Source organism: Streptomyces sp. CB02009 (assembly GCF_001905825.1).
In the GTDB taxonomy this organism is placed as follows: Bacteria; Actinomycetota; Actinomycetes; order Streptomycetales; family Streptomycetaceae; genus Streptomyces.
On the sequence record NZ_LIVV01000010.1, the window covers coordinates 341,619 to 362,432 of the forward strand.

The 20,814-nt window shown below is 75.3% G+C and carries 14 protein-coding genes and 2 pseudogenes; 4 read left to right on the forward strand and 12 right to left on the reverse strand.

What is annotated here, in order from left to right; translation table 11 throughout:
- Positions 1–58 precede the first annotated feature (58 nt).
- The 9 genes and pseudogenes from AMK27_RS34240 to AMK27_RS34280 all read right to left on the reverse strand — a co-directional run bounded on the left by AMK27_RS34240 (position 59) and on the right by AMK27_RS34280 (position 13,053).
- A complete protein-coding gene (locus tag AMK27_RS34240; RefSeq protein WP_445194890.1) occupies positions 59–1,309 on the reverse strand; it encodes an amidohydrolase in 1,251 nt (416 codons plus the stop codon).
- Positions 1,310–1,563: 254 nt separating this feature from the next.
- Entirely contained in the window at positions 1,564–4,350 is a 2,787-nt protein-coding gene (locus AMK27_RS34245) for a SpoIIE family protein phosphatase/ATP-binding protein (RefSeq protein ID WP_073917227.1), read from the reverse strand.
- Entirely contained in the window at positions 4,347–6,413 is a 2,067-nt protein-coding gene (locus AMK27_RS34250; RefSeq protein ID WP_073917229.1) for a SpoIIE family protein phosphatase, read from the reverse strand. The genes AMK27_RS34245 and AMK27_RS34250 overlap by 4 nt, the downstream gene beginning before the upstream one ends.
- 132 nt (positions 6,414–6,545) lie before the next feature.
- Positions 6,546–7,746, reverse strand: a pseudogene (locus AMK27_RS34255) (MFS transporter).
- 89 nt (positions 7,747–7,835) lie between these two features.
- A complete protein-coding gene (locus AMK27_RS34260; protein ID WP_073917231.1) occupies positions 7,836–8,288 on the reverse strand; it encodes a hypothetical protein in 453 nt (150 codons plus the stop codon).
- A gap of 172 nt (positions 8,289–8,460) precedes the next feature.
- Complete coding sequence (locus AMK27_RS34265; protein ID WP_073917233.1) at positions 8,461–9,909, reverse strand: peptidoglycan D,D-transpeptidase FtsI family protein; 1,449 nt, start codon at positions 9,907–9,909, stop codon at positions 8,461–8,463.
- Between the two features lie 194 nt (positions 9,910–10,103).
- On the reverse strand, positions 10,104–10,763 hold the full coding sequence (locus AMK27_RS34270; protein ID WP_073917235.1) for a response regulator transcription factor: 660 nt from the start codon (positions 10,761–10,763) through the stop codon (positions 10,104–10,106).
- Complete coding sequence (locus tag AMK27_RS34275; protein ID WP_073917236.1) at positions 10,760–12,037, reverse strand: sensor histidine kinase; 1,278 nt, start codon at positions 12,035–12,037, stop codon at positions 10,760–10,762. The genes AMK27_RS34270 and AMK27_RS34275 overlap by 4 nt, the downstream gene beginning before the upstream one ends.
- A complete protein-coding gene (locus AMK27_RS34280) occupies positions 12,034–13,053 on the reverse strand; it encodes a hypothetical protein (protein WP_073917238.1) in 1,020 nt (339 codons plus the stop codon). The genes AMK27_RS34275 and AMK27_RS34280 overlap by 4 nt, the downstream gene beginning before the upstream one ends.
- Before the next feature lie 151 nt (positions 13,054–13,204).
- On the opposite strand from AMK27_RS34280, the gene AMK27_RS34285 reads away from it, so the two are divergent.
- Complete coding sequence (locus AMK27_RS34285) at positions 13,205–13,702, forward strand: cupin domain-containing protein (RefSeq protein WP_073917394.1); 498 nt, start codon at positions 13,205–13,207, stop codon at positions 13,700–13,702.
- 46 nt (positions 13,703–13,748) lie between these two features.
- Here AMK27_RS34285 and AMK27_RS34290 read toward each other — a convergent pair whose 3' ends face one another.
- Positions 13,749–14,519, reverse strand: a complete 771-nt coding sequence (locus AMK27_RS34290; RefSeq protein ID WP_073917240.1) for an IclR family transcriptional regulator — start codon at positions 14,517–14,519, stop codon at positions 13,749–13,751.
- Between the two features lie 150 nt (positions 14,520–14,669).
- Between AMK27_RS34290 and AMK27_RS34295 the strand changes: the two genes are divergently transcribed.
- On the forward strand, positions 14,670–16,169 hold the full coding sequence (locus tag AMK27_RS34295; protein ID WP_274535756.1) for an aldehyde dehydrogenase (NADP(+)): 1,500 nt from the start codon (positions 14,670–14,672) through the stop codon (positions 16,167–16,169).
- Between the two features lie 16 nt (positions 16,170–16,185).
- Here AMK27_RS34295 and AMK27_RS34300 read toward each other — a convergent pair whose 3' ends face one another.
- A complete protein-coding gene (locus AMK27_RS34300) occupies positions 16,186–17,241 on the reverse strand; it encodes a zinc-dependent alcohol dehydrogenase family protein (RefSeq protein ID WP_073917396.1) in 1,056 nt (351 codons plus the stop codon).
- Positions 17,242–17,341: 100 nt separating this feature from the next.
- Here AMK27_RS34300 and AMK27_RS34305 point away from each other — a divergent pair.
- A pseudogene (locus tag AMK27_RS34305) lies at positions 17,342–18,255 on the forward strand (AraC family transcriptional regulator).
- A gap of 6 nt (positions 18,256–18,261) precedes the next feature.
- Here AMK27_RS34305 and AMK27_RS34310 read toward each other — a convergent pair.
- Positions 18,262–19,629, reverse strand: a complete 1,368-nt coding sequence (locus tag AMK27_RS34310; protein ID WP_073917243.1) for an MFS transporter — start codon at positions 19,627–19,629, stop codon at positions 18,262–18,264.
- A 72-nt stretch (positions 19,630–19,701) separates the two neighbouring features.
- Here AMK27_RS34310 and AMK27_RS34315 point away from each other — a divergent pair, with 72 nt between their 5' ends.
- Complete coding sequence (locus AMK27_RS34315; protein ID WP_073917244.1) at positions 19,702–20,802, forward strand: GlxA family transcriptional regulator; 1,101 nt, start codon at positions 19,702–19,704, stop codon at positions 20,800–20,802.
- Positions 20,803–20,814: the final 12 nt, after the last annotated feature.

The window sequence follows — 20,814 nt, forward strand, 5'->3', positions numbered from 1 at the left end:
CGTCCCTGCCCGGCCGTCCGTCTCAGGTCGTCCGTATCCAGTCGTCCGTTCCCGCCCGTCAGACCAGGCGCCCGTCCCTCGCCACGACCCGGCCCGCCCGGACCACCAGGTCACGGCGGGGGAGGTCCACGACCACCTGGGGGACGCACTCCCCGTCGACGAGCATGAAGTCGGCGGGCGAGCCCGGCCGGAGGTCCGCCCTCGGGAGGCCGAGGAGGGCCGCGCCGCCGTCGGCCGCCAGCCGGAAGCAGGCCTCGAACTCCTCGTCGAGCCTCAGGTCCAGGGCCCACGCCGCGAGCCAGGCGCGGTGCAGCATGTCCGCGTTCCCGAACGGGCTCCAGTTGTCCCTGACCCCGTCCGAGCCGAGACCGACCCGTACCCCGCGCTCGGCGAGCCGCCGGAACGGCAGGATCGTCGTCACCGACAGGGCCACCGTCGTAAGGGCGATGTCCGCCTCCGCGAGGAGGTCCGCCGTCTCGTCGAGCGCCCGGCCCGACAGGCCCGCCACCGCGAAGGCGTGCGCCACGCTCACCCGGCCCTGCAGCCCCAGCGCGCGGGTGCGGGCCGCGATGTCCCGCAGCGGGGCCAGACCCTGCTCGCCCCGGTCGTGCAGATGGATGTCGAGCCCCAGCCCGTGCCGCTCCGCGAGCGCGAAGACGGTGCCGAGCTGATCGCCTCCGGCCGCCTCGCCCTCCGCGTCGAAGCCCGCCGGATCGATGCCGCCGATGTGGGTCACCAGACCGCTCGCCGCCGCCTCCGCGAGCAGTTCGGCCACCCCCGGTGTCCGGACCACACCGTGCTGCGGGAAGGCGACCAGCTCCACGTCCACGATCCCGGCCAGCTTCGCCGCCGCCTCCGCGACCCCCTCGATCCCGGAGAGGCCGTAGGCCGGGGCCACGTCCGCGTGGGCGCGCATCGCGCGCGTGCCCAGGGCCGCCGCGTGCGACATCAGCCGCAGCGCCCGCTCGCCCACCGGCGTCGGCAGCGCGCGGGCGAGCTCCACGTCCCCCGCGACGTACGCGGCGATGCCGTCCGCCGGACGCCTGCTGCGCCAGGGCTCGCCCCAGGACGTCTTGTCGGGGTGGATGTGCGCGTCGACCAGGGTCGGCAGCGCGAGCCGCCCGCCGCCGTCGACCCGCTCGACGACGGCGCCTGCCGGGGCCTCCGGCACCAGCACGCCGTCCACGGCGATCAGGTCGCCGGCCGGCCCGCCGAAGGGCCGTACGTCGTGGAACAGGGTCGCGGTGCGGGGCGGCGGAGGCGGGGTCACGGGGGTCTCCTCGGAGCGGTCGACGGCACGGGAAGCGATGCCGCGATCTGGTATACCACGGAGCTTCCTCGGGCCCCGGGCTCCCGGGTCCCTGCGCCCCCGGACTCCGGCCTCCGGGTCCCCGGCCTCCGGACTCCGGCCCCCGGGTCCCCCGCCTCCGGGCCCTCGGCCTTCGTCCCCCGGGTCCCCCGCTTCCGGGCCGCCGGCCTCTGGGGCCCGGCCCCTGGCCTCCGGCCTGGGCCCCTGGCCTCCGGGCAGCGGGCCTCCGGCCTCCAGGCCCCGCCCCCCGTCCCTCACCAGGCCAGGTCCTCCAGCGCGTCCAGGTCCGGGACCGCCTCCACGGCCGGTTCCGCGTCGCCGCCGCCCACCCGCAGTTCCGCCCAGATCGTCTTGCCGCGCCGGCCGTAGCGGGTGCCCCAGCGGTCCGCGTACTGCGCCACCAGGTACAGCCCGCGCCCGCCCTCGTCCGTCGCCGCCGCGTGCCGCAGATGCGGCGAGGTGCTGCTGCCGTCCGACACCTCGCAGATCAGCGTCCGGTCGTGGAGCAGCCGCACCCGGACCGGGTCGGCCCCGTACCGCACCGCGTTCGTGATCAGCTCGCTGAGGACGAGTTCCGCCGTGAACGCGAGCCCGTCGAGCCCCCACTCCGACAACTTCGCCGCCGCCGCGTTCCGTACCGGCGAGACCGCCGACGGGTCGCGCGCCACCTCCCACTCGGCGATCCGCTCACGGTCGAGCAGCCGGGTGCGGGCCACGAGCAGCGCGATGTCGTCGCGCGGCGTGGGCGACAGGAGGGTCGCGAGGACGTCCGCGCACGTCTGCTCCGGGCTGCGGTCCGGGCGGGCGAGGGCGGACCGCAGCAGCCCCAGACCCGCGTCGAGGTCCCGTCCCCGGTCCTCCAGGAGCCCGTCCGTGAAGAGCACCAGCTTGCTGCCCTCCGGCAGCAGCAGCTCCGTCGCCTCGAACGGCACGTCGCCGAGACCGAGACCCAGCGGCAGCCCCGGCGCCAGCTCGGGGAACTCCACCCGCCCGTCCGGAGCCACCAGGGCCGGGCCGGGATGACCCGCGCTCGCCACCGTGCACGACCCCGACGCCGGGTCGTAGATCGCGTACAGGCAGGTCGCGCCGGTGATGCCCTCCTCCCGCCGCCGCGCCTCGCCGTCCGGCCCCTCCGACTCCCGGTCGTCGATCCTGGCCGTGAGCTCGTCGAGATGCCCGAGCAGCTCGTCCGGCGGCACGTCGAGGGTCGAGAAGTTGTGCACCGCCGTCCGCAGCCGCCCCATGGTGGCCGCCGCGTGCAGCCCGTGCCCGACGACGTCCCCGACGACGAGCGCCACCCGCGCGCCCGGCAGCGGGATCACGTCGAACCAGTCGCCGCCCACCCCCGCCTTCGCCGGGAGGTAGCGGTACGACACGTCCACCGCGCTCTGGTCCGGCAGCACCCGGGGCAGCAGGCTCCGCTGGAGCGTCACCGCCATCGCGTGCTCCCGGGTGAACCGGCGCGCGTTGTCGATGGCGACCGCCGCCCGCGCCGCCAGCTCCTCCGCGAACGACAGGTCCTCGTCGCCGAACGGCTCGGGCGTGTCCGCGCGCCAGAAGTTCGCCATGCCCAGGACCACCCCGCGGGCCAGCAGCGGCACCGTGAGCAGCGAGTGCATGCCGTAGGCGAGGGCCCGGGCGGCCCCTTCCGGGTCCTGCTCGCGCCAGCCCTCCGCCGAGGCCAGCTCCGCCTGCGCCATCGCGTGCCCGGCGCTGAGGGCCGTCGCCATCGGGGTGCTGGGGACGTCGAACCGGATGGTGTCGCCGACCGGCTGCAGCGGCTGGTCGGGCCGCAGCCCGCTCAGCGCCGTCCGCCGCATCTCGGTGGTCGCCGGCGCGGACGGCGGCGGCTCCTCGCCGCGCAGCACCGGTTCGAGCAGCTCCACCGTCGCGAAGTCCGCGAACCGCGGTACCGCGACCTCCGCCAGCTCCTCCGCCGTCCGTACGACCTCCAGGGTCGTCCCGATCCGCACCCCCGCCTCGTAGAGCAGCTGGAGCCGGCCGCGGGCCACCGCCGCCCGGCCGGTCAGGGCGGCCAGCTCGGTGGTGTCCCGCATCGTCATCACGCAGCCGGACTCCCGCCCGGCCGGGAGCGTGGGCCGCACGCTCACCGCGAGCAGCCGGTCGCCCGCCCGGTGCACCTCGTCCGTAGCCGACCGGCCCGACTCCAGGAGTTCGACCGTACGGGCGTCGAGTCCGAGCTCCGAGACGTGCCGCCGCTCCATGTCCGGCGTGAGGCCGAGCAGGCGGCGCGCCTCGTCGTTGGCGAGCAGCAGCCGGCGGTCCGGGCCCACGATCAGGACGCCTTCGCGCACCGCGTGGAGGACCGCCTCGTGGTGCTCCTTCATCCGGGTCATCTCGGTCGGGCCGAGACCGTGGGTCTGCCGCCGCAGCCGCCGGCTCACCAGCGCGGCCCCGCCCACGGCGAGCACGAGCGCCCCGCCGGCGACGCCGATGAGCAGCGGCAGCCGGTCCCGCACCGCGTCCGAGATGTTCTCCACCTCGACGCCGCTGGTGACCACGCCGACGACCCGGCCGTCGTCGTTCACGACGGGGACCACGGCCCGTACGGCGTCGTTGGGCGCGCCCCGGAACAGCTCCGTGTAGGACTCGCCGTCCACCACCGCCCGGTTGAGGTCGCCGGTGACCCTGCGGCCGATCAGGTCCGGCTGCGAGTCGGTGTAGCGCACCCCGTCCCGGTTCAGGACGGCGATGAAGTCCACCCCCGTCGCCCGCCGCGTCTCCTCCGCCCGTTTCTGCAGCACGGCCGTCGGGTCGGGGGAGGCGAGCGCCGCGTCGATGCCGGGCGCCTTCGCGAAGGCCTCCGCGACCGCGAGCGAGCGGACGCTGGCGTCCCGTTCGGTGTCGTTGCGCGCCTGGTAGAACGTCACGAACACGACGGCCGCGATCACCAGGAGCGCGATCAGCGCCTCCAGGGCGAACACCTGCCCGGCCACGCTCCGCAGCCCGGTCCCGCGCTCACCGGTCCGCCCGCCCCGCGCCCCGGCACCCTTCCGGCCGGCCCCGTCCCGGGCCGTCATCCCGTGCTCCGGGCGATGAGCAGCGCCACGTCGTCCGGCGCGCCGGGCCGGCGCAGGGCCCGGAGGAGCGCGTCGCAGGTCTCCTCCAGGGGCCCGCGCATGTCGTCGAGGAGGCCCACGAGCAGGGCGAGCCGCTCGTCGATCGCCTCGTGGCGGGTCTCGATCAGACCGTCCGTGTAGAGCACGAGCCGGTCGCCCGGCCGGAAGGGCACCCAGGTCGTACGGAACGTGCCGCCGCCCACTCCGAGCGGCGTTCCCGGGGGTACGGCCACCAGCTCGGCCGGGCCGTCCGCCGGGATCCGCACCGGCGGCAGGTGCCCCGCGTTCGAGATCCTGACCCGGTCGAGCGCCGGGTCGTGCACGGCGAAGAGACAGGTCGCGATGTAGTGCTCCAGGCCCGCCGTGATCCGGTCCAGGTGCCGCAGGACCTCGGAGGGCGGGAGGTCGAGGTCGGCGAACGCGCAGGTGGCGGTCCGCAGCCGGCCCATCGCCGCCGCCGCGTCGATCCCGCTGCCCATCACGTCCCCGACCACCAGCGCCGTCTTGTCGTCGGGCAGCGGGATCACGTCGTACCAGTCGCCCCCGACCTCGCTCGACGCCTGCGCGGGCTGGTAGCGGGCCGCGACCTCCAGACCCGCCTGATCAGGCGGCACGCCCGGGAGCAGGCTGCGCTGGAGCGTGACCGCCGAGTTCCGCACGCTCTGGTACCAGCGCGCGTTGTCGATGCTGACGGCCGCGCGGGCCGCGAGCTCCGTGGCGAGCAGCACGTCGTCCCCGTCGAAGGGCAGTCGGTTGCGGTCCCGCTTGAGGTCGAGCGCGCCGAGCACCTCGCCGCGCGCGATCAGCGGCACCGCCAGGTACGAGTGCACCCCCGCGCGGGCGAGCAGCTCCGCGGCCTCGGGGCTCCGGGCGATCCGGGACAGGTCGCCGGGGCCGACGCGTTCCACCAGGACGGGCTGCCCGGTGTGCACGCACCGGGTGACGAGCCGGTCCGCCCCGTACATGGTGATCGCCCCGGGCGGGTCCGCCGCCGGCAGCGCCTCCGTCCGGCCCGCGGCCTTCACCGCGAGGGCCCGGAACAGTTCGGGTCCCTCCTCGGGGGCGCCGGGTCTGCGCAGGGCGAGGACGGAGTCGAGGACGTCGACGGCGGCGATGTCGGCGAGTTCCGGCACCACCACCGAGGCGAGCTCGTCGGCCGTCTTCTCCACCTCCAGGGTGGTGCCGACCTGGGCGGAGGCGTCCGCGATGAGGGCGAGCCGCCGCCGGGACCGGTCGGCGTCCGCGTCCGCGCGCATCCGCTCGGTCACGTCGATCACGGAGGCGGCGACCCCGAGGATCCGGTCCTCGGGCCCTTCGAGGCGGTAGAAGGACAGCGACCAGGCGTGGTCGTGGTCCGGGTCGGCCGGGGTCCGTCCGACGGTGGGATGGTCGAGCAGCGGTGTGCCCGTGGTGAGGACGGCGCGGAGCGCGGCCTCGAGGGCCGGGGCGTCGATCTCGGGCACCATGTCGCCGATCCGGCGTCCGATGTGCAGCGCGGCCGGGATCCCGTTGATGCGTTCGAGAGCCGGGTTCACCAGGACGTAGCGCAGGTCGGTGTCGAGGACGGCGAGGCCGATCGGGGACTGGGACACCAGCCGGTCGGAGAGCGCGAGCTCGGCCTCGATCCGTTCGACGGCGGAGCGGTCGGCGGCGATCCCGAGCGCGTAGAGACCCCCCAGGTCGTCGGTGAGCCGCATGTTGCGGAACTCCACGTTCCGTACGGTGCCGTCCTTGTGCCGCACGGGGAAGACGCCCGCCCAGGTCGAGCCCTCGCGCAGCACCTCGCCGAAGAGGCGCACCGCCTCGTCCCGGTGGTCCGTGCCGACGACCAGCCGGGCCATGTACTGCCCCAGGGCCTCGTCGGCACGGAAGCCGAAGAGGTCCTCGGCCTGCGGGCTCCAGAGCACGATCCGGCCGTGGGCGTCGATGACGACGGCGGCGACTCCGAGGACGTCGAGGAGGCCCTTGCCGTCCAGGGGCACGCCGACCCGCCCCGTCGTTCCCGGGAAGGAACCGGCCGTCACACTGCCCTCCTCCCGCCGCGCCGTGCTTTCTTCCATGCTCGCCGCCCACCGGTCGCCCCGCACCGCGAGCACCGCGGGAGCCCGGCCCGGCCGGCGGGCCGGGCCCGGGGACGCGGGGCGGGGACGGGGCCGTCAGCCGACCGGCACGGACGCGCTCCCGGCGGCCGGCTCCCGGCCGCGCCCGCGCCGGGCCCGTACCGTCACCGCCGCCGCCCATCCGGTCCCCGCGAGCGCGAGCGCCGGCAGCAGGACGCGGACGTCGACCAGGGCGACCAGGCCCGCGCCGAGGGCGAGGGCCAGCGCGTTCGGTGCCATGACCAGGGTGTGCGCGGTCGCCGCCACCCGGCCCAGCGCCTCGGCGGGCGCCTCCCGCTGCACGGCCGTCATCACCGCCACCAGGACCCACGGCATCCCCAGACCGATCGCCGCGCTCGCCGCCAGGGCCGTCGCGTCGTACGGCAGCGCCCGCACGCCCACCGCCACCGCGAACAGGCCGAGACCGGCGGCGGCGAGCGCCCGCTCGGGGATCCGGCGCAGCAGCGGGCCCGTGACCAGGCCCGCGAGGACCGAGCCCGCTCCCTGCACGGCGTAGAGCACCCCGGCGTAGGCGGGCGCGTGGCCGAGCCCCCGGTCGACGACGGCGTAGACCGCGGCCCCGTTCACCCCGGCGAGCAGCATCGTGAACGCGCCCGTCGCGACCAGCGGCCGCAGGACCGGCGAGGCGAGGAGCAGCCGGGCGCCCTCGGTGGTCTCCCGCCACCAGTGCCGGGACTCCGGCCGCGCCGGGCGTTCCTCCCGTACGGGGATCAGCGCGAAGAGGCCGGCCGCGAGCGCGAAGCTCGCCGCGTCGAGCAGTGCGACGGTCCCGCCGCCGCAGGCGGCGAAGAGGCCCGCCGCCGCGAGCGGGGCGATCAGCTTCGTCGACTCGTTCGCGGTCATCCGCAGCCCGTTGAAGGCGCCGAGCCGCTTCTCGTCCATGGCGGTCGCCACCAGGGCCTGCTCCGCCGCCTCGTGGACGGCACCCTGCGCCCCGTAGACGAGCAGGACGGCGAAGAGCAGCCACACCCGGTCCGCCGAGTCCACCCACAGGAGGACCGGGAGGAGCGCGCGCGGCCATCGCCAGGTCGAGGACGACCAGGAGCGGCCGCCGCCGCACCCGGTCAGCGAGCGTGCCGAGCAGCGGCCCGAGGAGGACGGGCGCCCAGAGGGCGAAGGCGGCCAGGGCCGCGAGACTGTCGGAGCCCGTCAGCGATTTGACCCAGATCCCGGAGACCAGCCACATCGCCGTCGTCCCGAATCCGGACACGACGATTCCTGTCAGATACCAGCGCATGGCCACAGGCTGTTCTCTGAGGTGGCCACGGCGGATCGGGCATCTTCCCTAGCGGGCGACCCGGGCTGCCCGGGCGGGCCGGGCGGCCTCTAGGGAACCGGGGAGGCGGGTGAGGCCGGGGAGGCCGCGTCCGGCACCGCGCGCCCCTTCTCGTACCGCAGGGCGAGCCCCGTCACCACCGCGCCCAGGCCCTCCCACAGGCCCACGCCCAGGAACCCGGCCGGGGCGCGGCCGCCGACGACCGCGAGGGTGAAGACCGCGCAGGTCAGGAGCCGGAAGGGGACCGTCCAGCGGAAGAACGGCTTCCAGTCGGCGAGCGCGGCGAGCACGTAGTAGACGCCCATGTTGAGCGCGGCCATCGAGGAGGCGGTGAGGAAGACGAGCGTGTGGTCGCCGTCCGCGCGCCCGCCGTCGGGCACCGGCTCGAAGCCCATCACCGTGAGCAGCGCGTCCGGTGCGACCAGGCCCACCACGCCCAGTGCGGCGGCGAGCACGCCGAAGACCGCGATCGTCCAGCCGGACAGGGAACGGGGCAGACGCACGGCGGTCCTCCGCGAGGTGGGTGCAGGATCAGCGGTTCGGTGAACGGGGTTCGCACGCGTGATCGGTCGCGCGCGCGTGACCCTGCATATCGTGCGACGGGCCCCGACGGCCAATCGGGGCCCGGCTCACGTCACTTCACGGCGTCCGCATGCCACGCCCTCCACGCGGGCGTCACTTCAGCGCCGCCGCCATCATCTTCTGCGCCACCGGCGCAGCCAGACCGTTGCCGCTGACCTCGGAGCGGGCCGCGCCCGAGTCCTCGATCAGCACCGCGACGGCGACCTGCTTCCCGGTCGAGGGGTCCTTCGCGTACGAGGTGAACCAGGCGTACGGCGTCTTGCTGTTGTTCTCACCGTGCTGCGCGGTACCCGTCTTGCCGCCGACCTCGGCGCCCCTGACGGCCGCGTTGGTGCCGGTGCCCTCCTCGACCACGGTCCGCATCGCGCTGCGCAGCTGCTCGGCCGTCGACGAGGAGACGATCCGCTCGCTGTCGCCGTCCTTGTACGTCGTGAGCGGGTCGCCGTCGGAGTCGACGACCTCCGACACCATGTGCGGCGCGGCCAGCAGGCCGTCGTTGGCGATCGCCGCCGACACCATCGCCATCTGCAGCGGGGTGGCGGTGACGTCGAACTGGCCGATGCCGGTCAGGGCCGTCTGCGCCTTGTCCATGCCGGACGGGTAGACGCTCGCGTAGGCGCGGACCGGGACGTCGAGCTCGGCGTCGTTGAAGCCGAACTTCTCCGCCATCGCCTTCACCTTGTCCTGCCCCAGGTCGGCCGCCATCTTCGCGAAGACGTTGTTGCAGGAGTAGCGGAGCGCGGTGCGGATCGTGGCGTCCTCGCAGGGCGCGGACGCGTTCTCGTTCCTCAGCACGGTCCGGGTGTTCGGCAGGGTGTACGGGTCGGGGCTCTCCGTCGCCGTGTCCACCGAGCCGTACAGGCCGTCCTCGAGGGCCGCCGCGGCGACCACCAGCTTGAAGGTGGAGCCGGGCGGCAGCGGCTGCCGCAGCGCCCGGTTGACCAGCGGCTTGTCCTCGTCGGTGGTCAGTGCCTTCCAGGCGTCGCCGTTCGTGGTCCCGGCGATCTTCGACGGGTCGTAGGACGGGGTGGAGACCATCGCGAGGACGCGGCCGGTGGCCGGGTCGACGGCGACGGCCGCGCCCTTCGTGTCCCCGAGCGCCCGGTAGGCGGCCTTCTGCACGTCCGGGTCGATCGTGGTGATGACCGTGCCCGGCTGCTGCTGCTTGCGGGTGAGGGCGTCGAGGGGGTTCTTCAGCCGGTCGTCGGTGCCGTCGAGGACGTCCGCGTAGATGCCCTCCAGCTGGGTGGCGCCGTACGCCTGCGAGCTGTAGCCGGTCACCGCCGCGTACAGCTCGCCGTCCGTGTACGTACGGCGGTACTCGAGGTCCGTTCCCTCCGTCTTCTTCGAGCCGGTGACCGGCGAACCGGCCACGACGATGTTCCCGAGCGGCTGCGCGTACTGCGCGATCGTCTTCCGCCGGTTCTTCTGGTCGTCCGCGAGCGCCTTCCCCTCGTACGCCTGCACCCAGGTGGCCCGGCCCAGCAGGGCGAGCACCAGGAGCAGCACGAAGACCGAGGTGCGCCTGATCGTCTTGTTCATCGCACCTGTGGGGACGAACGGCCCGGTGGGGGACGTTCCGGATGTGGCCGGTTTCTCAGCGAACCTTCATACGGGGCGGGCACCGGTGTGGCGGCCGTCACCCCGCCGCATGGGCCGTGACCCCGCCGTGCGGGCACCGGTGGGGCCGCCGTCACCCCGCCGTACGGGCCGGGCCCCCCCGGCGGTGCTCGCCGTCACCCCGTCCGGACGAACCCCGACTCGTACGCCAGGATCACCGCCTGGGTGCGGTCGCGGGCGCCCGACTTCGCCAGCACCGACGCCACGTGCGTCTTGACCGTGGCCGCGCCGACGCCCATCCGGGCCGCGATCTCCGCGTTCGTGAGGCCCGTCGCCACCAGGCGCAGCGCCTCCGCCTCCCGCTCGGTGAGCCGCGCCACCCAGGGCGGTGCCTCCGGCGGGCGGTTGCGGGCGTGCTCGGCGGCCAGGCCGCGGACCGCGGCCGGGTAGAGCAGCGAGTCGCTGCGGGCGACCAGCCGGACCGCGCTCACCAGCTCCTCCGCCGCCGCCCGCTTGAGGAGGAAGCCGGCCGCGCCGACGCGCAGGGCGTCGTACACGTACGCGTCGTTCTCGAAGGTGGTCACCACCACGATCCGGGGCGGCTCCGCCATGCCCCCGAGGATCTGCTCGGTGGCCCGGATGCCGTCGATCTCCGGCATCCGCACGTCCATGAGGACGACGTCCGGCCGCTCGGCGCGCACCACCGACACCGCCTCGGCGCCGGTCGCCGCCTCGCCGACGACCTCCAGGTCGGGCTCCGCGTCGAGGATGACCCGCAGGGCCGTCCGCACCATCCGCTCGTCGTCGGCGAGCACGATCCTGACGGGGGCGCTCATCGGGGGATCCTGACCACGAGGCGCCAGACGCCGTCCGCCGGGCCGGCCTCGGCGGTGCCGCCGAGCAGCCGGGCCCGCTCGCCTATCCCGCGCAGACCGCGACCGCCGTTCGGGCGGGCGACCGGGGGCCGTGCGGGCAGGGGGTTCTCCATGCTGATCTCCCATTCCTCGGTACGGGCGTCGAGTACTACGCTCACGGGCTCCCCGCCCGCGTGCCGGGCCGCGTTCGTCAGACCTTCCTGAACGATCCGGTACGCCTCCCGGGACAGCGCCTCCGGTACGGGCGCGAGGTCGCCGGACACGGTCAGCGCCACCCGCGGCCCCGCGCCCCGCACCAGGGACTCCAGGGCGTCGAGCCCCGGCCCCGGCCCGGGCCCTCCCGCTCCGGCCTCCCGGGCCTCCCCGGCCTCTCCGCCCTGCTCGTCCTGCCGCAGCAGTCCGAGGACCCAGTCCAGCTCGCCGACCGTGCGCCGGGTGGTCTCCTCGATCGCGGTCAGCGCCTCCCGGACGAACGCCAGGTCCGCCCCGGCGCCGCCGTCCAGGACCCGGCGTGCGGCCCCCGCCTGGAGGGTGACCGCGCTCAGCGCGTGGCCGACCGAGTCGTGCAGCTCCCGGGCCAGCCGGTTGCGGGACTCCGCCTCCGCCGCGCGCCGCTCGGCCGCCGCGAGCCGGTCCGCCGGGCTCGGCCCGAGCAGCCGGGGCGCCTGCAGGGCGAGCAGCGCCCCGGTCCCGGCGGCCGCGGCGGCGAGCGCGAGCAGCATCAGGAGACCCGCGGGGAGCGCCGCCCAGCTCCACCACGGCCGGTCGAGACCCCAGAGCCGGCCCAGCTCCGACTCCCGCAGCGCCGGGGAGAACGGCAGGGCCATCACCGACACCGCGAAGGGCGGCAGGGCGAGCGTCGCCCCGCTGACCAGCGCTCCGGCGCCCAGGTGCAGCGTGAACCAGCCGGCCGTCCTGGCCCTCGCTGCCGGGCCCTGGGCCGGGCCGTCCGCGTACCGGTCCGCCGGTACTCCGCACAGGGCCCGCGCCGCCGCCACGGACATCGGCCGGGCCAGCGGGAACAGCGCGGCGACCGCGACCAGCGGAAGCCCCACCGCGTACGCCCCGAACTGCACCGCGAGGCTTCCGGTGAACAGGCCGCCCGCGCCGAGCAGCGCCCCCACGACCACGGAGCCGACCATCCAGAACGGCATGAACAGCGCGCCGCCCACGATCAGATGGAGCCAGCGCCGCCTGGCCCGCTGGCCGAGGAGGGCGACCGCGCACCGTCTCACGCCTCGGCGCTCCGCCGCCGCAGGACCGCGGCGAGGCAGGCGGCGAGGAGGAACCCGGTGATCATTTCGCCAGCGTAGGTCAGCTGGGCCAGGGTCGTGACCTGCTTGTCGGGATCCGTCTCCGGCATCAGCGCGACCAGGGACATGTAGGCGCCCCAGCAGCCCACCGCGCCCGATCCGGTCCACGCGAGCGCGAGGACGGTACGCACCTTCAGCCGGGCGGGCCGGCGCAGGACCAGGCACAGGGTGAGGGCCGCGGCGACGACGACGAACACGCTCCACTGGAACTCCAGGACGGCGAAGTCGGCGTCCCGCTCGACGATCTGCCGGGGCGACAGGCCCGCGTCGGAGCCCAGCAGCCGGCTCACGTGGAGCGTGAGGGGGAAGAGCGCGACGGCGGCGGCGGCCAGGGCGGCGATCCGTACCCCGGGCCCGGAGACACCGGCGGGCGGTCCGCCGAGCCGGCCGCTCCAGAGGTGGCCCCAGCGGTCGCGGGCGTACAGCGTGAAGAGGGTCCCGAGGGAGAGGCCCTGGAGGATGAAGCCGCCGTAGACGACGGCGAAGACCCAGGAGTCCAGGAAGGGTTCGGCGGGTGCGGCGGACCGCTCGTCGCCGTTGAGGAGGGCGACCGCGAGCTGGGCGGGGTAGCCGGTCATGATCGGGGCGAGCAGTCCGGTCGCCGCCCACATGGGGAGCGCGAGGAGCCAGGCGGGCACCCGCCGTCCCCAGCGCTGGGTGAGGAGCAGGGCGAGGACGATCACGAGGACGTCGGCCAGTACGGAGACCGAGTTGGCGACGGCCAGCACCTGCCGGTTCTCCAGGAGCACGCTGCCGGCGGGGATGCCGATCTCGCTGCCCGCCACCCAGGCGGTCTTGAGCGAGATGTACGGGAGGCAGGCGAGGATCGCGACGAGCCGCAGCGCCCGGCGGGCGGGGCCGGGCCGGTCCTCGGTGCGGGGCGCGGGCGAAGGAGCGGGGGAGGGGGCGGCTGAGGGGAGGGGCTCGGTCTCGGTCATGGCTCCAGGCTCGTGCCGGGACCCGTGCCGCCACGTCCTGCCCGCCGGTGATCCGCCTCCGCCGCACGGGGGAGACGAAGATGATTGACCCATGTTTTTCTAGATCAATTGCACCCGTTCCGGGGGTCAATGAGCTTCTAGAGTAGTGCTCATGAACGAGAACGCGCCTTTCGCCCCGCTCCTGACCCGCGCCGCCACCGCCGAGACCACCGCGGACCCCAGCAGCGTCATGACCCTGCTCGCCGACTCCGGCACCACCGGCGGACAGCTCACCAGCTACCGCTCCACCTTCGCGAAGGGGGCGGTCGGCGCCCCGGCGCACTTCCACACCAAGGCGTCGGAGATGTTCTACGTCATCGACGGCTCGCTCCAGGTCCTCGTCGGCGAGGAGCTGTCGGTCCTGGAGAAGGGCGACTTCCTGCTCGTGCCGCCGCACACCGCGCACGCCTTCGCGGCCGCGCCCGGCGCCGAGGCCGACGTCCTCTTCGTCTTCACGCCCGGCATGGCCCGCTTCGACTACCTGCGCCTCCTCGGCCGCGTCATGCGGGGCGAGGCGAGCTTCGAGGAGATCAAGGCCTCTTCGGAGCAGTACGACAACCACTACGTGGACAGCCCGGTCTGGCAGCAGGCGCTCGCCGAGCGCGGATGACCCGCCGCCGGGGCGCGCCCCGGACGGCCGCCCCTCGCGGGAGGCCTCAGAGGCGGCGCGTGGCCAGCGTCAGCCGGTCCCGCGCGTCGAAGAGCGTGTCCTTGATCATCTGCTCGTGCGCCGGGGTGAGCCGCGCCACCGGCACCGAGCAGCTGATCGCGTCCCGCGCCGGGGTCCGGTAGGGGATGGCGACGCCGAAGCAGCGCAGCCCCAGCGTGTTCTCCTCGCGGTCCACCGAGATGCCCTGCTCGCGGATGACCCGCAGCTCCTCGATGAGCTGCTCGCGGTCGGTGATCGTGTGCTCGGTCAGGGCCGGGAGGGTCTCCGGGAGCAGCTTGCGCACCTGGTCGTCGGTGTGGGTGGCGAGCAGCGCCTTGCCGAGCGAGGTCGAGTGGGCGGGCAGCCGGCGCCCGACCCGGGTGAACGGCCGCAGGTAGTGCTGGGACTGACGGGTCGCCAGGTAGACCACGTTGGTGCCGTCGAGCCGCGCCAGGTGGATGGTCTCGGTGGTGTCGTCGGAGAGCCGGTCCAGGGTGGGCCGGGAGGCGGCCACCACCTCGTCGCCGTCGATGTACGAGGTGCCGACGAGCAGCGCCCGCACCCCGATGCCGTACCGGGTGCCGGTCGCGTCCGTCTCCACCCAGCCCAGCTCGACCAGGGTGCGCAGCAGCATGTACAGGCTGGACTTGGGGTAGCCGACGGCCTCCTGGACGGCGGCGAGCGAGTGCATCCCCGGGCGCCCGGCGAAGTACTCGAGCAGCTCCACGGTCCGCACCGCGGACTTCACCTGCGCCCCGCCCATGTCGGCAGTCGCCATGACCCTCGCCCCTTTTCCGTCGTCCGGTCGCCCCCTGGCCGGCCGACCGGACAGGGCCCCTTGTGAAGACGGCCGGGCCGTCCCTAGAGTCCCGTACGGATGCGTTCATCTACGGGAACTGTGTTCAGAATAGCGAACAGGGGCGTGGCAGTGGCGGCAGAACCAGTGTGGAGTGTGGACCCCCGGACGGGGAAGCCGCGCGAGCAGGTCGCGGTGGAGGCCGCGGCGGAGGACGTCGACCGGGCGGTGCGGGCCGCGCACGAGGTCCGCGAGACCCTCGCCGACCGGTCCGTACGAGCCGCCTTCCTGCGGACCGCCGCCGACCTCCTCCAGGAGTCCGGCGAACGGATCGTCGAGACCGCGGACGCCGAGACCGCCCTCGGACCGGCCCGCCTCAACGGCGAACTCGCCCGTACGACGGCCCAGCTGAGGGCCTTCGCCGACGTCGTCGACCGAGGCGCCTTCCTCGACATCCGCATCGACCTGCCCGACCCCGCAGCCGTCCCGCCCCGGCCCGACCTGCGCCGCTGGAAGATCCCGCTCGGCGTCGTCGCCGTCTACGCCGCGAGCAACTTCCCGCTCGCCTTCTCCGTCCCCGGCGGTGACACCGCGAGCGCCCTCGCCGCCGGCTGCCCCGTGGTGATCAAGGCCCACCCCGACCACCCGGCCACCTCCGAACTCTGCGCCGCGCTGCTGCGCAGGGCCGCCGCGAAGGCGGGCCTCCCCGAGGACGTCGTCGTCCTCGTCCACGGCTTCGACGCGGGCGTCGCGCTCGTCGGCCACCCGCTCGTCGCGGCCGCCGGCTTCACCGGCTCGGTGCGCGGCGGACGGGCCCTCTTCGACGCGGCCGCCGCCCGGCCCGTCCCCATCCCCTTCCACGGCGAACTCGGCTCCCTCAACCCGGTGGTGCTCACCCCGGCCGCCGTCGAGGAGCGGGCCGAGGAGATCGGCGCCGGGCTCGCCGGCTCCATGACCCTGGGCGCGGGCCAGTTCTGCACCAAGCCCGGCTTCGTCCTCGCCCCCTCGGGCGAGGCCGGCGACCGGTTCGTGGGCGCGCTGACGGCGGCCCTGGGCGACACCGAGCCGGCCGTGATGCTCGACCACCGGATGCGGGGCGACTTCCTCGCCCGCACCCGGGAGATGGCACGGGACGAGGGCGTCACGGCACCGGTGCACCCCGAGGCCGGCGATCCGCACACGGTCAGGGCCGGCTTCCTCGCGGTCACCGTCCGGACCCTGGTCGACGACGACCGCCGGGACCTCACGGAGGAGTGCTTCGGCCCGGTCACCGTCGTCGCCCGCTACGACTCCCGTACGGAGATCACCGAGGCCCTCGCGCGCGTGCCCGGCAACCTCACCGCCACCCTGCACATCGCCGAGCAGGGCGAGGACGAGGACGCCGCCCCGCTCCTCGCCGCACTCACCCCGCTCGCGGGCCGCGTCCTCGTCAACGGCTGGCCCACCGGCGTCGCCGTCGCCGCCGCCCAGCACCACGGCGGCCCCTACCCGGCCACCACCTCCACCGCCACCTCGGTCGGCGCGACCGCGATCGAGCGCTGGCTGCGCCCGGTCACCTACCAGTCGACCCCCGGGCACCTGCTCCCGCCGGAGCTCCGCGACGGCAACCCGCTGGGCCTGCCCCGCCACTGAGCCCGGCCACCGGCGGTCACCCCCCGACGCGCACCACGATCTTCCCGAGGTGCGCGTTGGACTCCATCAGCCGATGGGCGTCGGCGATCCGTTCCAGACCGTCGAAGGTCTCGGCGATCACCGGCGCCAGGGAGCCGTCGCGCAGCCCCGCGCCGATGAACCCCGCCACCCGCCGACGCCCTTCCGCGGTCCTCACGAGCGCCCCGTTGGCGTAGGTGTGGACCGTCTGCGGCCAGTTCATCGACAGGGCCACCGGCCGGGGGTCCAGCCAGCCGTACAGCACCGCCGTGCCGCCGGGCCGCAGCGCGTCCCCGAGCCGGGCGAACCCGGGACCGCCGATCGCGTCGAAGACGAGGGCGGCGCCCGCCCCGCCGGTCAACCGCCGCACCTCCTCGGCCAGGTGCCCGGTGCCCGTGGCGTCCGTGGCGTCCGTGGTGGCGGCGGCGTCGGTGGGTTCCGTCACGATCACGTGCGCGGCCCCGAGCTCCAGGAGCCGCTTCCGCTTGTCCTCGCCGCGCGTGGTCGCCACCGGCACGGCGCCGACCCGCAGCGCCGTCTGGATCGCGGCCGTCCCCACGCCGCTGGACGCCCCCGTGATCACCACGTGGTCGCCGGCGCCGAGACCGCCGGTCAGCACCATGCCGCCGTACGCGGTGGAGTACGTCAGCCAGACCGCCGCGGCCGTCACCGCGTCCACCCCCTCGGGCCGGGCCACCAGGTACTCCTCCGGCAGCACCACCCGCTCCGCGTGCACCCCGTGCGTCCCGAACTCGAAGTTGGCCGCCGCCATCACCGGATCACCCGGGGCGTACGCGGTGACCCCCGCCCCGACCGCCTCGACGACCCCCGCCGCCTCGTAGCCGATCCGCGAACCCGGCAGCGTCGCCGGGTAGTAGTACGTGCCCGCGCGGAAGAGCGCCTCGGCGCGGTTGAGTCCGATCGCCTCGACGCGTACGAGCACCTCGCCCGGCCCGGGGTCGGGCAGCGCCACCTCCTCCACGCCCAGCACCTCGGGACCGCCGAGCCCGTGGAAGAGAACCGCCTTGGTCGTCCTGCCTGTTGTCGTCGTCATGCCCCGACCGTAGAAGCGCGCGGCGAGACGATCCATATCCCCATGGCTCCCGGTCATGTCCGATCGTCTCGCCGTCCTCGGTGAGGAGTACGGTGCCGGGATGGACGTACTGAGCGATGCCATCGCCGCCATGCGCACCGGCCGGCCCCACTCCTCCCGCACGGTCCGCTTCGCGCCCTGGGGAATCCGCTTCCCCGCGAGTCAGGGCGCCGGATTCCACGTCGTCCTCCAGGGCACCGCCTGGCTGCTGCCCCGGACGGCACCGCCCCCGTCCGGCTCGGCCCCGGCGACGTCGTCCTGCTCGCCCACGGCACCGGCCACGGACTCGCCGACCGGCCCGACACCCCGCTCGTCGACGCCCTGCCGGCCGCCGACGGCTCCTGGCCCACCGGGCCCGACCGGGGGCCCGTCGGCGCCGAGGAGACCCTGCTCCTCTGCGGCGCCTACCAGCTCAGCCGGGCCCGCGCCCACCCGCTGCTGACCGAGCTGCCCCCGTACGTCCACCTCCCCGCCCGGGTCGGCGCCCACCCCCGGCTGCGGGCCGCCGTCGACCTGCTCGGCGCCGAACTCGCCGAACCCCAGCCGGGATCGGACGCCATCGTGCCCGCCCTGCTCGACACCCTGCTGCTGTACCTGCTGCGCACCTGGTGGCTCAGCGTGTGCGCCGACCGCTCCACGGGCTGGTCGGCGGCCCTCGGCGACCCGGTCGTGGCCGGAGCCCTCCGGGCCCTCCACGACGACCCGGCCAGAGCCTGGACCGTCGAGGAACTCGGCGCCCTCGGCGGCCTCTCCCGCGCCGCCTTCGCCCGCCGCTTCACCGCCCTCGTCGGCCGGTCCCCCCTCGCCTACCTCACCTGGTGGCGGATGACGGCGGCGGGCCGCCTCCTGCGCACGGACGACCTCCCGCTCCGCGCGGTGGCCGAACGCTCCGGATACTCCTCGGAGTTCGCCTTCGCCAAGGCCTTCAAGCGGGAGTACGGGATGGCCCCGGGGCAGTACCGCAAGGGGGCCTGAGCCCGCTCAGCGGCCCCGGCGGCCCGGCAGGCGGAGGGAGAGCAGCGTCGTCAGGGCGAGGAGGGCCGCGCTGATCAGCAGGCTCGTGCGGAGCGCCGACTCCACGGACGCCGCCGCCAGGGAGCCGAAGACCGCGATCGCGAGGGCGCCGGCCGTCTGCCGGACCGCGTTCAGGAGGCCCGCCGCCGTGCCCGCGCGCTCCGCCGGGACCGCCTCCATCATCGAGGCGATCAGCGGCGGCAGCGAGAAGCCCGCACCCAGGGCGAGGGGGACGAGCAGGAGCGCCTGGGCCACCTGCGGGGTGTGCGCGTCGACCGTGAGCAGACCGAGCAGGCCCGCCACCGCGACCGCCTGGCCGACGACGATCGGCAGCCGCGCCCCGTACCGCGCCGCCACCCGCGCCGACAGGATGTTCACCCCGGCGAGCAGCCCCGTCATCGGCAGGAACATCAGCCCGGCGGCCAGCGCAGTGAGGCCCAGCACCTGCTGGAAGAAGAGGCTGAAGACGAACAGCATTCCGTAGAAGGCCACGCTGTTCGCCGAACCCGCCGCCACCGCCACCGCCACCGTCCTGTTCTGGAACAGGCCCAGCGGCACCACCGGGTGCCTCCGCCGCGTCTCGACCAGCAGGAAGGCGGCGAACGAGACCCCGGCGAGCCCCAGCGCCCACCACGCCTCCGTGCCGCCCTCGATGGCGGCGAAGGTCAGCGCCCCGAGCGCCGCCATCGCCGTGAGCTGCCCCGGCAGGTCCAGCGGGGCGGGCCTGCGCCGCGAACGCGCCACCCGGCTCAGCAGCGCCAGCGCGAGCAGCCCCAGCGGAAGGTTCACGAAGAAGATGCCCCGCCAGCTCCACGCCGTGGTCAGCGCCCCGCCCGCGACCGGGCCGAACGCCACCGCGACCGTGCCGCCCGCGGCCCAGAGCGACACCGCCCGTGCCCGCCGCACCGGATCGCCGTACGCCTCCCGGACGAGCGCGAGCGAGGCCGGCAGCATCACGGCCGCCGCCACCCCCTGCACCGCCCGCGCCGCCAGGAGCGCCGGAAGGCCCGGGGCCAGACCGCAGGCCGCCGAGGCGAGGACGAAGGCGACGGCGCCGATCCCGTACGCCCGGCTCGCCCCGACCCGGTCGGCGAGCGCCCCGCTGGAGAGCAGCAGCGCCGCGAAGGCCAGGGTGTACGCGTCGACCACCCACTGGAGCCCCGACATCCCGGTCCGCAGATCGGCGCCGATCGCGGGCAGGGCGACGTTCACGACGGAGGTGTCCAGCGTGATGAGCGCGAACCCGAGCATCGCCGCGGCCAGGGCGGGGCCGGGGGACGTCCGGGCGGAGGAGGGGGCGTCGACGGGCGGTTCGGCGAGGTCTGTTGAGGACATGGACCCAGCTTCATGATCGACGGACCCGTACAGTAGTGGCCCGAATGCCATATGCCCGGAGGTTCTGGCCACATGACAGCCGAGTCCGCGCCCCCGCCCCGCGTCCGCCGGGTCGCCGTGATCGCCGCCCCGCCCGTCTCGATGTTCAACCTGGCCATCCCCGAGATGCTGTTCGGCAAGGTCGAGATCGACGGCGCACCCGGGTACGAGACGGTCATCTGCGCCCCCGACCCCGGGCCCGTCACCACCACCGGCGGCCTCGACCTGCACGTCCCGCACGGCCTCGACGCCGTCGCCGGGGCCGACACCGTGGTCCTCGCGGGCAGCGGCTCGTACACCGACCCCGACCCGCGCATCCTCGCCGCGCTGCGCGGCGCCGCCGGCGCCGGCAGCCGGATCGCCTCCATCTGCACCGGCGCCTTCGCGCTCGCCGAGGCCGGGCTCCTCGACGGCCGGGCCGCGACGACGTACTGGGCGTACCGCTCGCTGCTCGCCGCCCGCCACCCGGCCGTCGACCTCCAGGACGACGTGCTGTTCGTCCAGGACGGGCCGGTGCTCACCTCCTCCGGGTACGCGGCGGGCATCGACCTCTGCCTGCACGTCATCCGCACCGACTACGGCGCCGCCGTCGCCAACACGGTCGCCCGGCTCGCCCTCGTGGCCCCCGTACGGCCCGGTGGTCAGACCCAGTTCACCCAGACCCCGCTGCCGCCCGAGCGCGGGGTCTCGTTCGCCGCCACGCGCGCCTGGGCGATGGAGCACCTCGACGCACCGCTCGGCCTCACCGACCTCGCCCGGCACGCCGGCGTCTCCGTCCGCACCCTGTCCCGCCGCTTCCACGCCGAGACCGGCGTCAGCCCGCTCCAGTGGCTGCTGCACCAGCGTGTGGAGCGGGCCAAGGAGCTCCTGGAGACCACCTCGCTCGCCATGGACGCGGTGGCCCGTGCCAGCGGCCTCGGCACCGGGGACTCCCTGCGCCGGCACCTCCTGGGCCGCACGGGCCTCACCCCGAGCGCCTACCGGTCCTCCTTCAGCCGCCTGCCGGCGGCGGACGGGCCCGCCGCGGCCGTCGCCGCCCCGCCGTCGGCCGCGACGCCCCCGCTCCCGCGCGCCGCGACCGCCCCGCCGGCCGCCGTACGCACCCCCGCCGCAACCGCCCCGCGGCAGGCGTAGGCCACCCCGCCA

Coding starts and splice junctions, on each gene's coding strand:
- AMK27_RS34245 (WP_073917227.1), bottom strand. CDS start 4,350: ATGACGGCCCGGGACGGGGCCGGCCGGAAGGGTGCCGGGGCGCGGGGC.
- AMK27_RS34265 (WP_073917233.1), bottom strand. CDS start 9,909: ATGAACAAGACGATCAGGCGCACCTCGGTCTTCGTGCTGCTCCTGGTG.
- AMK27_RS34270 (WP_073917235.1), bottom strand. CDS start 10,763: ATGAGCGCCCCCGTCAGGATCGTGCTCGCCGACGACGAGCGGATGGTG.
- AMK27_RS34280 (WP_073917238.1), bottom strand. CDS start 13,053: ATGACCGAGACCGAGCCCCTCCCCTCAGCCGCCCCCTCCCCCGCTCCT.
- AMK27_RS34285 (WP_073917394.1), top strand. CDS start 13,205: ATGAACGAGAACGCGCCTTTCGCCCCGCTCCTGACCCGCGCCGCCACC.
- AMK27_RS34290 (WP_073917240.1), bottom strand. CDS start 14,519: ATGGCGACTGCCGACATGGGCGGGGCGCAGGTGAAGTCCGCGGTGCGG.
- AMK27_RS34300 (WP_073917396.1), bottom strand. CDS start 17,241: ATGACGACGACAACAGGCAGGACGACCAAGGCGGTTCTCTTCCACGGG.
- AMK27_RS34310 (WP_073917243.1), bottom strand. CDS start 19,629: ATGTCCTCAACAGACCTCGCCGAACCGCCCGTCGACGCCCCCTCCTCC.
- AMK27_RS34315 (WP_073917244.1), top strand. CDS start 19,702: ATGACAGCCGAGTCCGCGCCCCCGCCCCGCGTCCGCCGGGTCGCCGTG.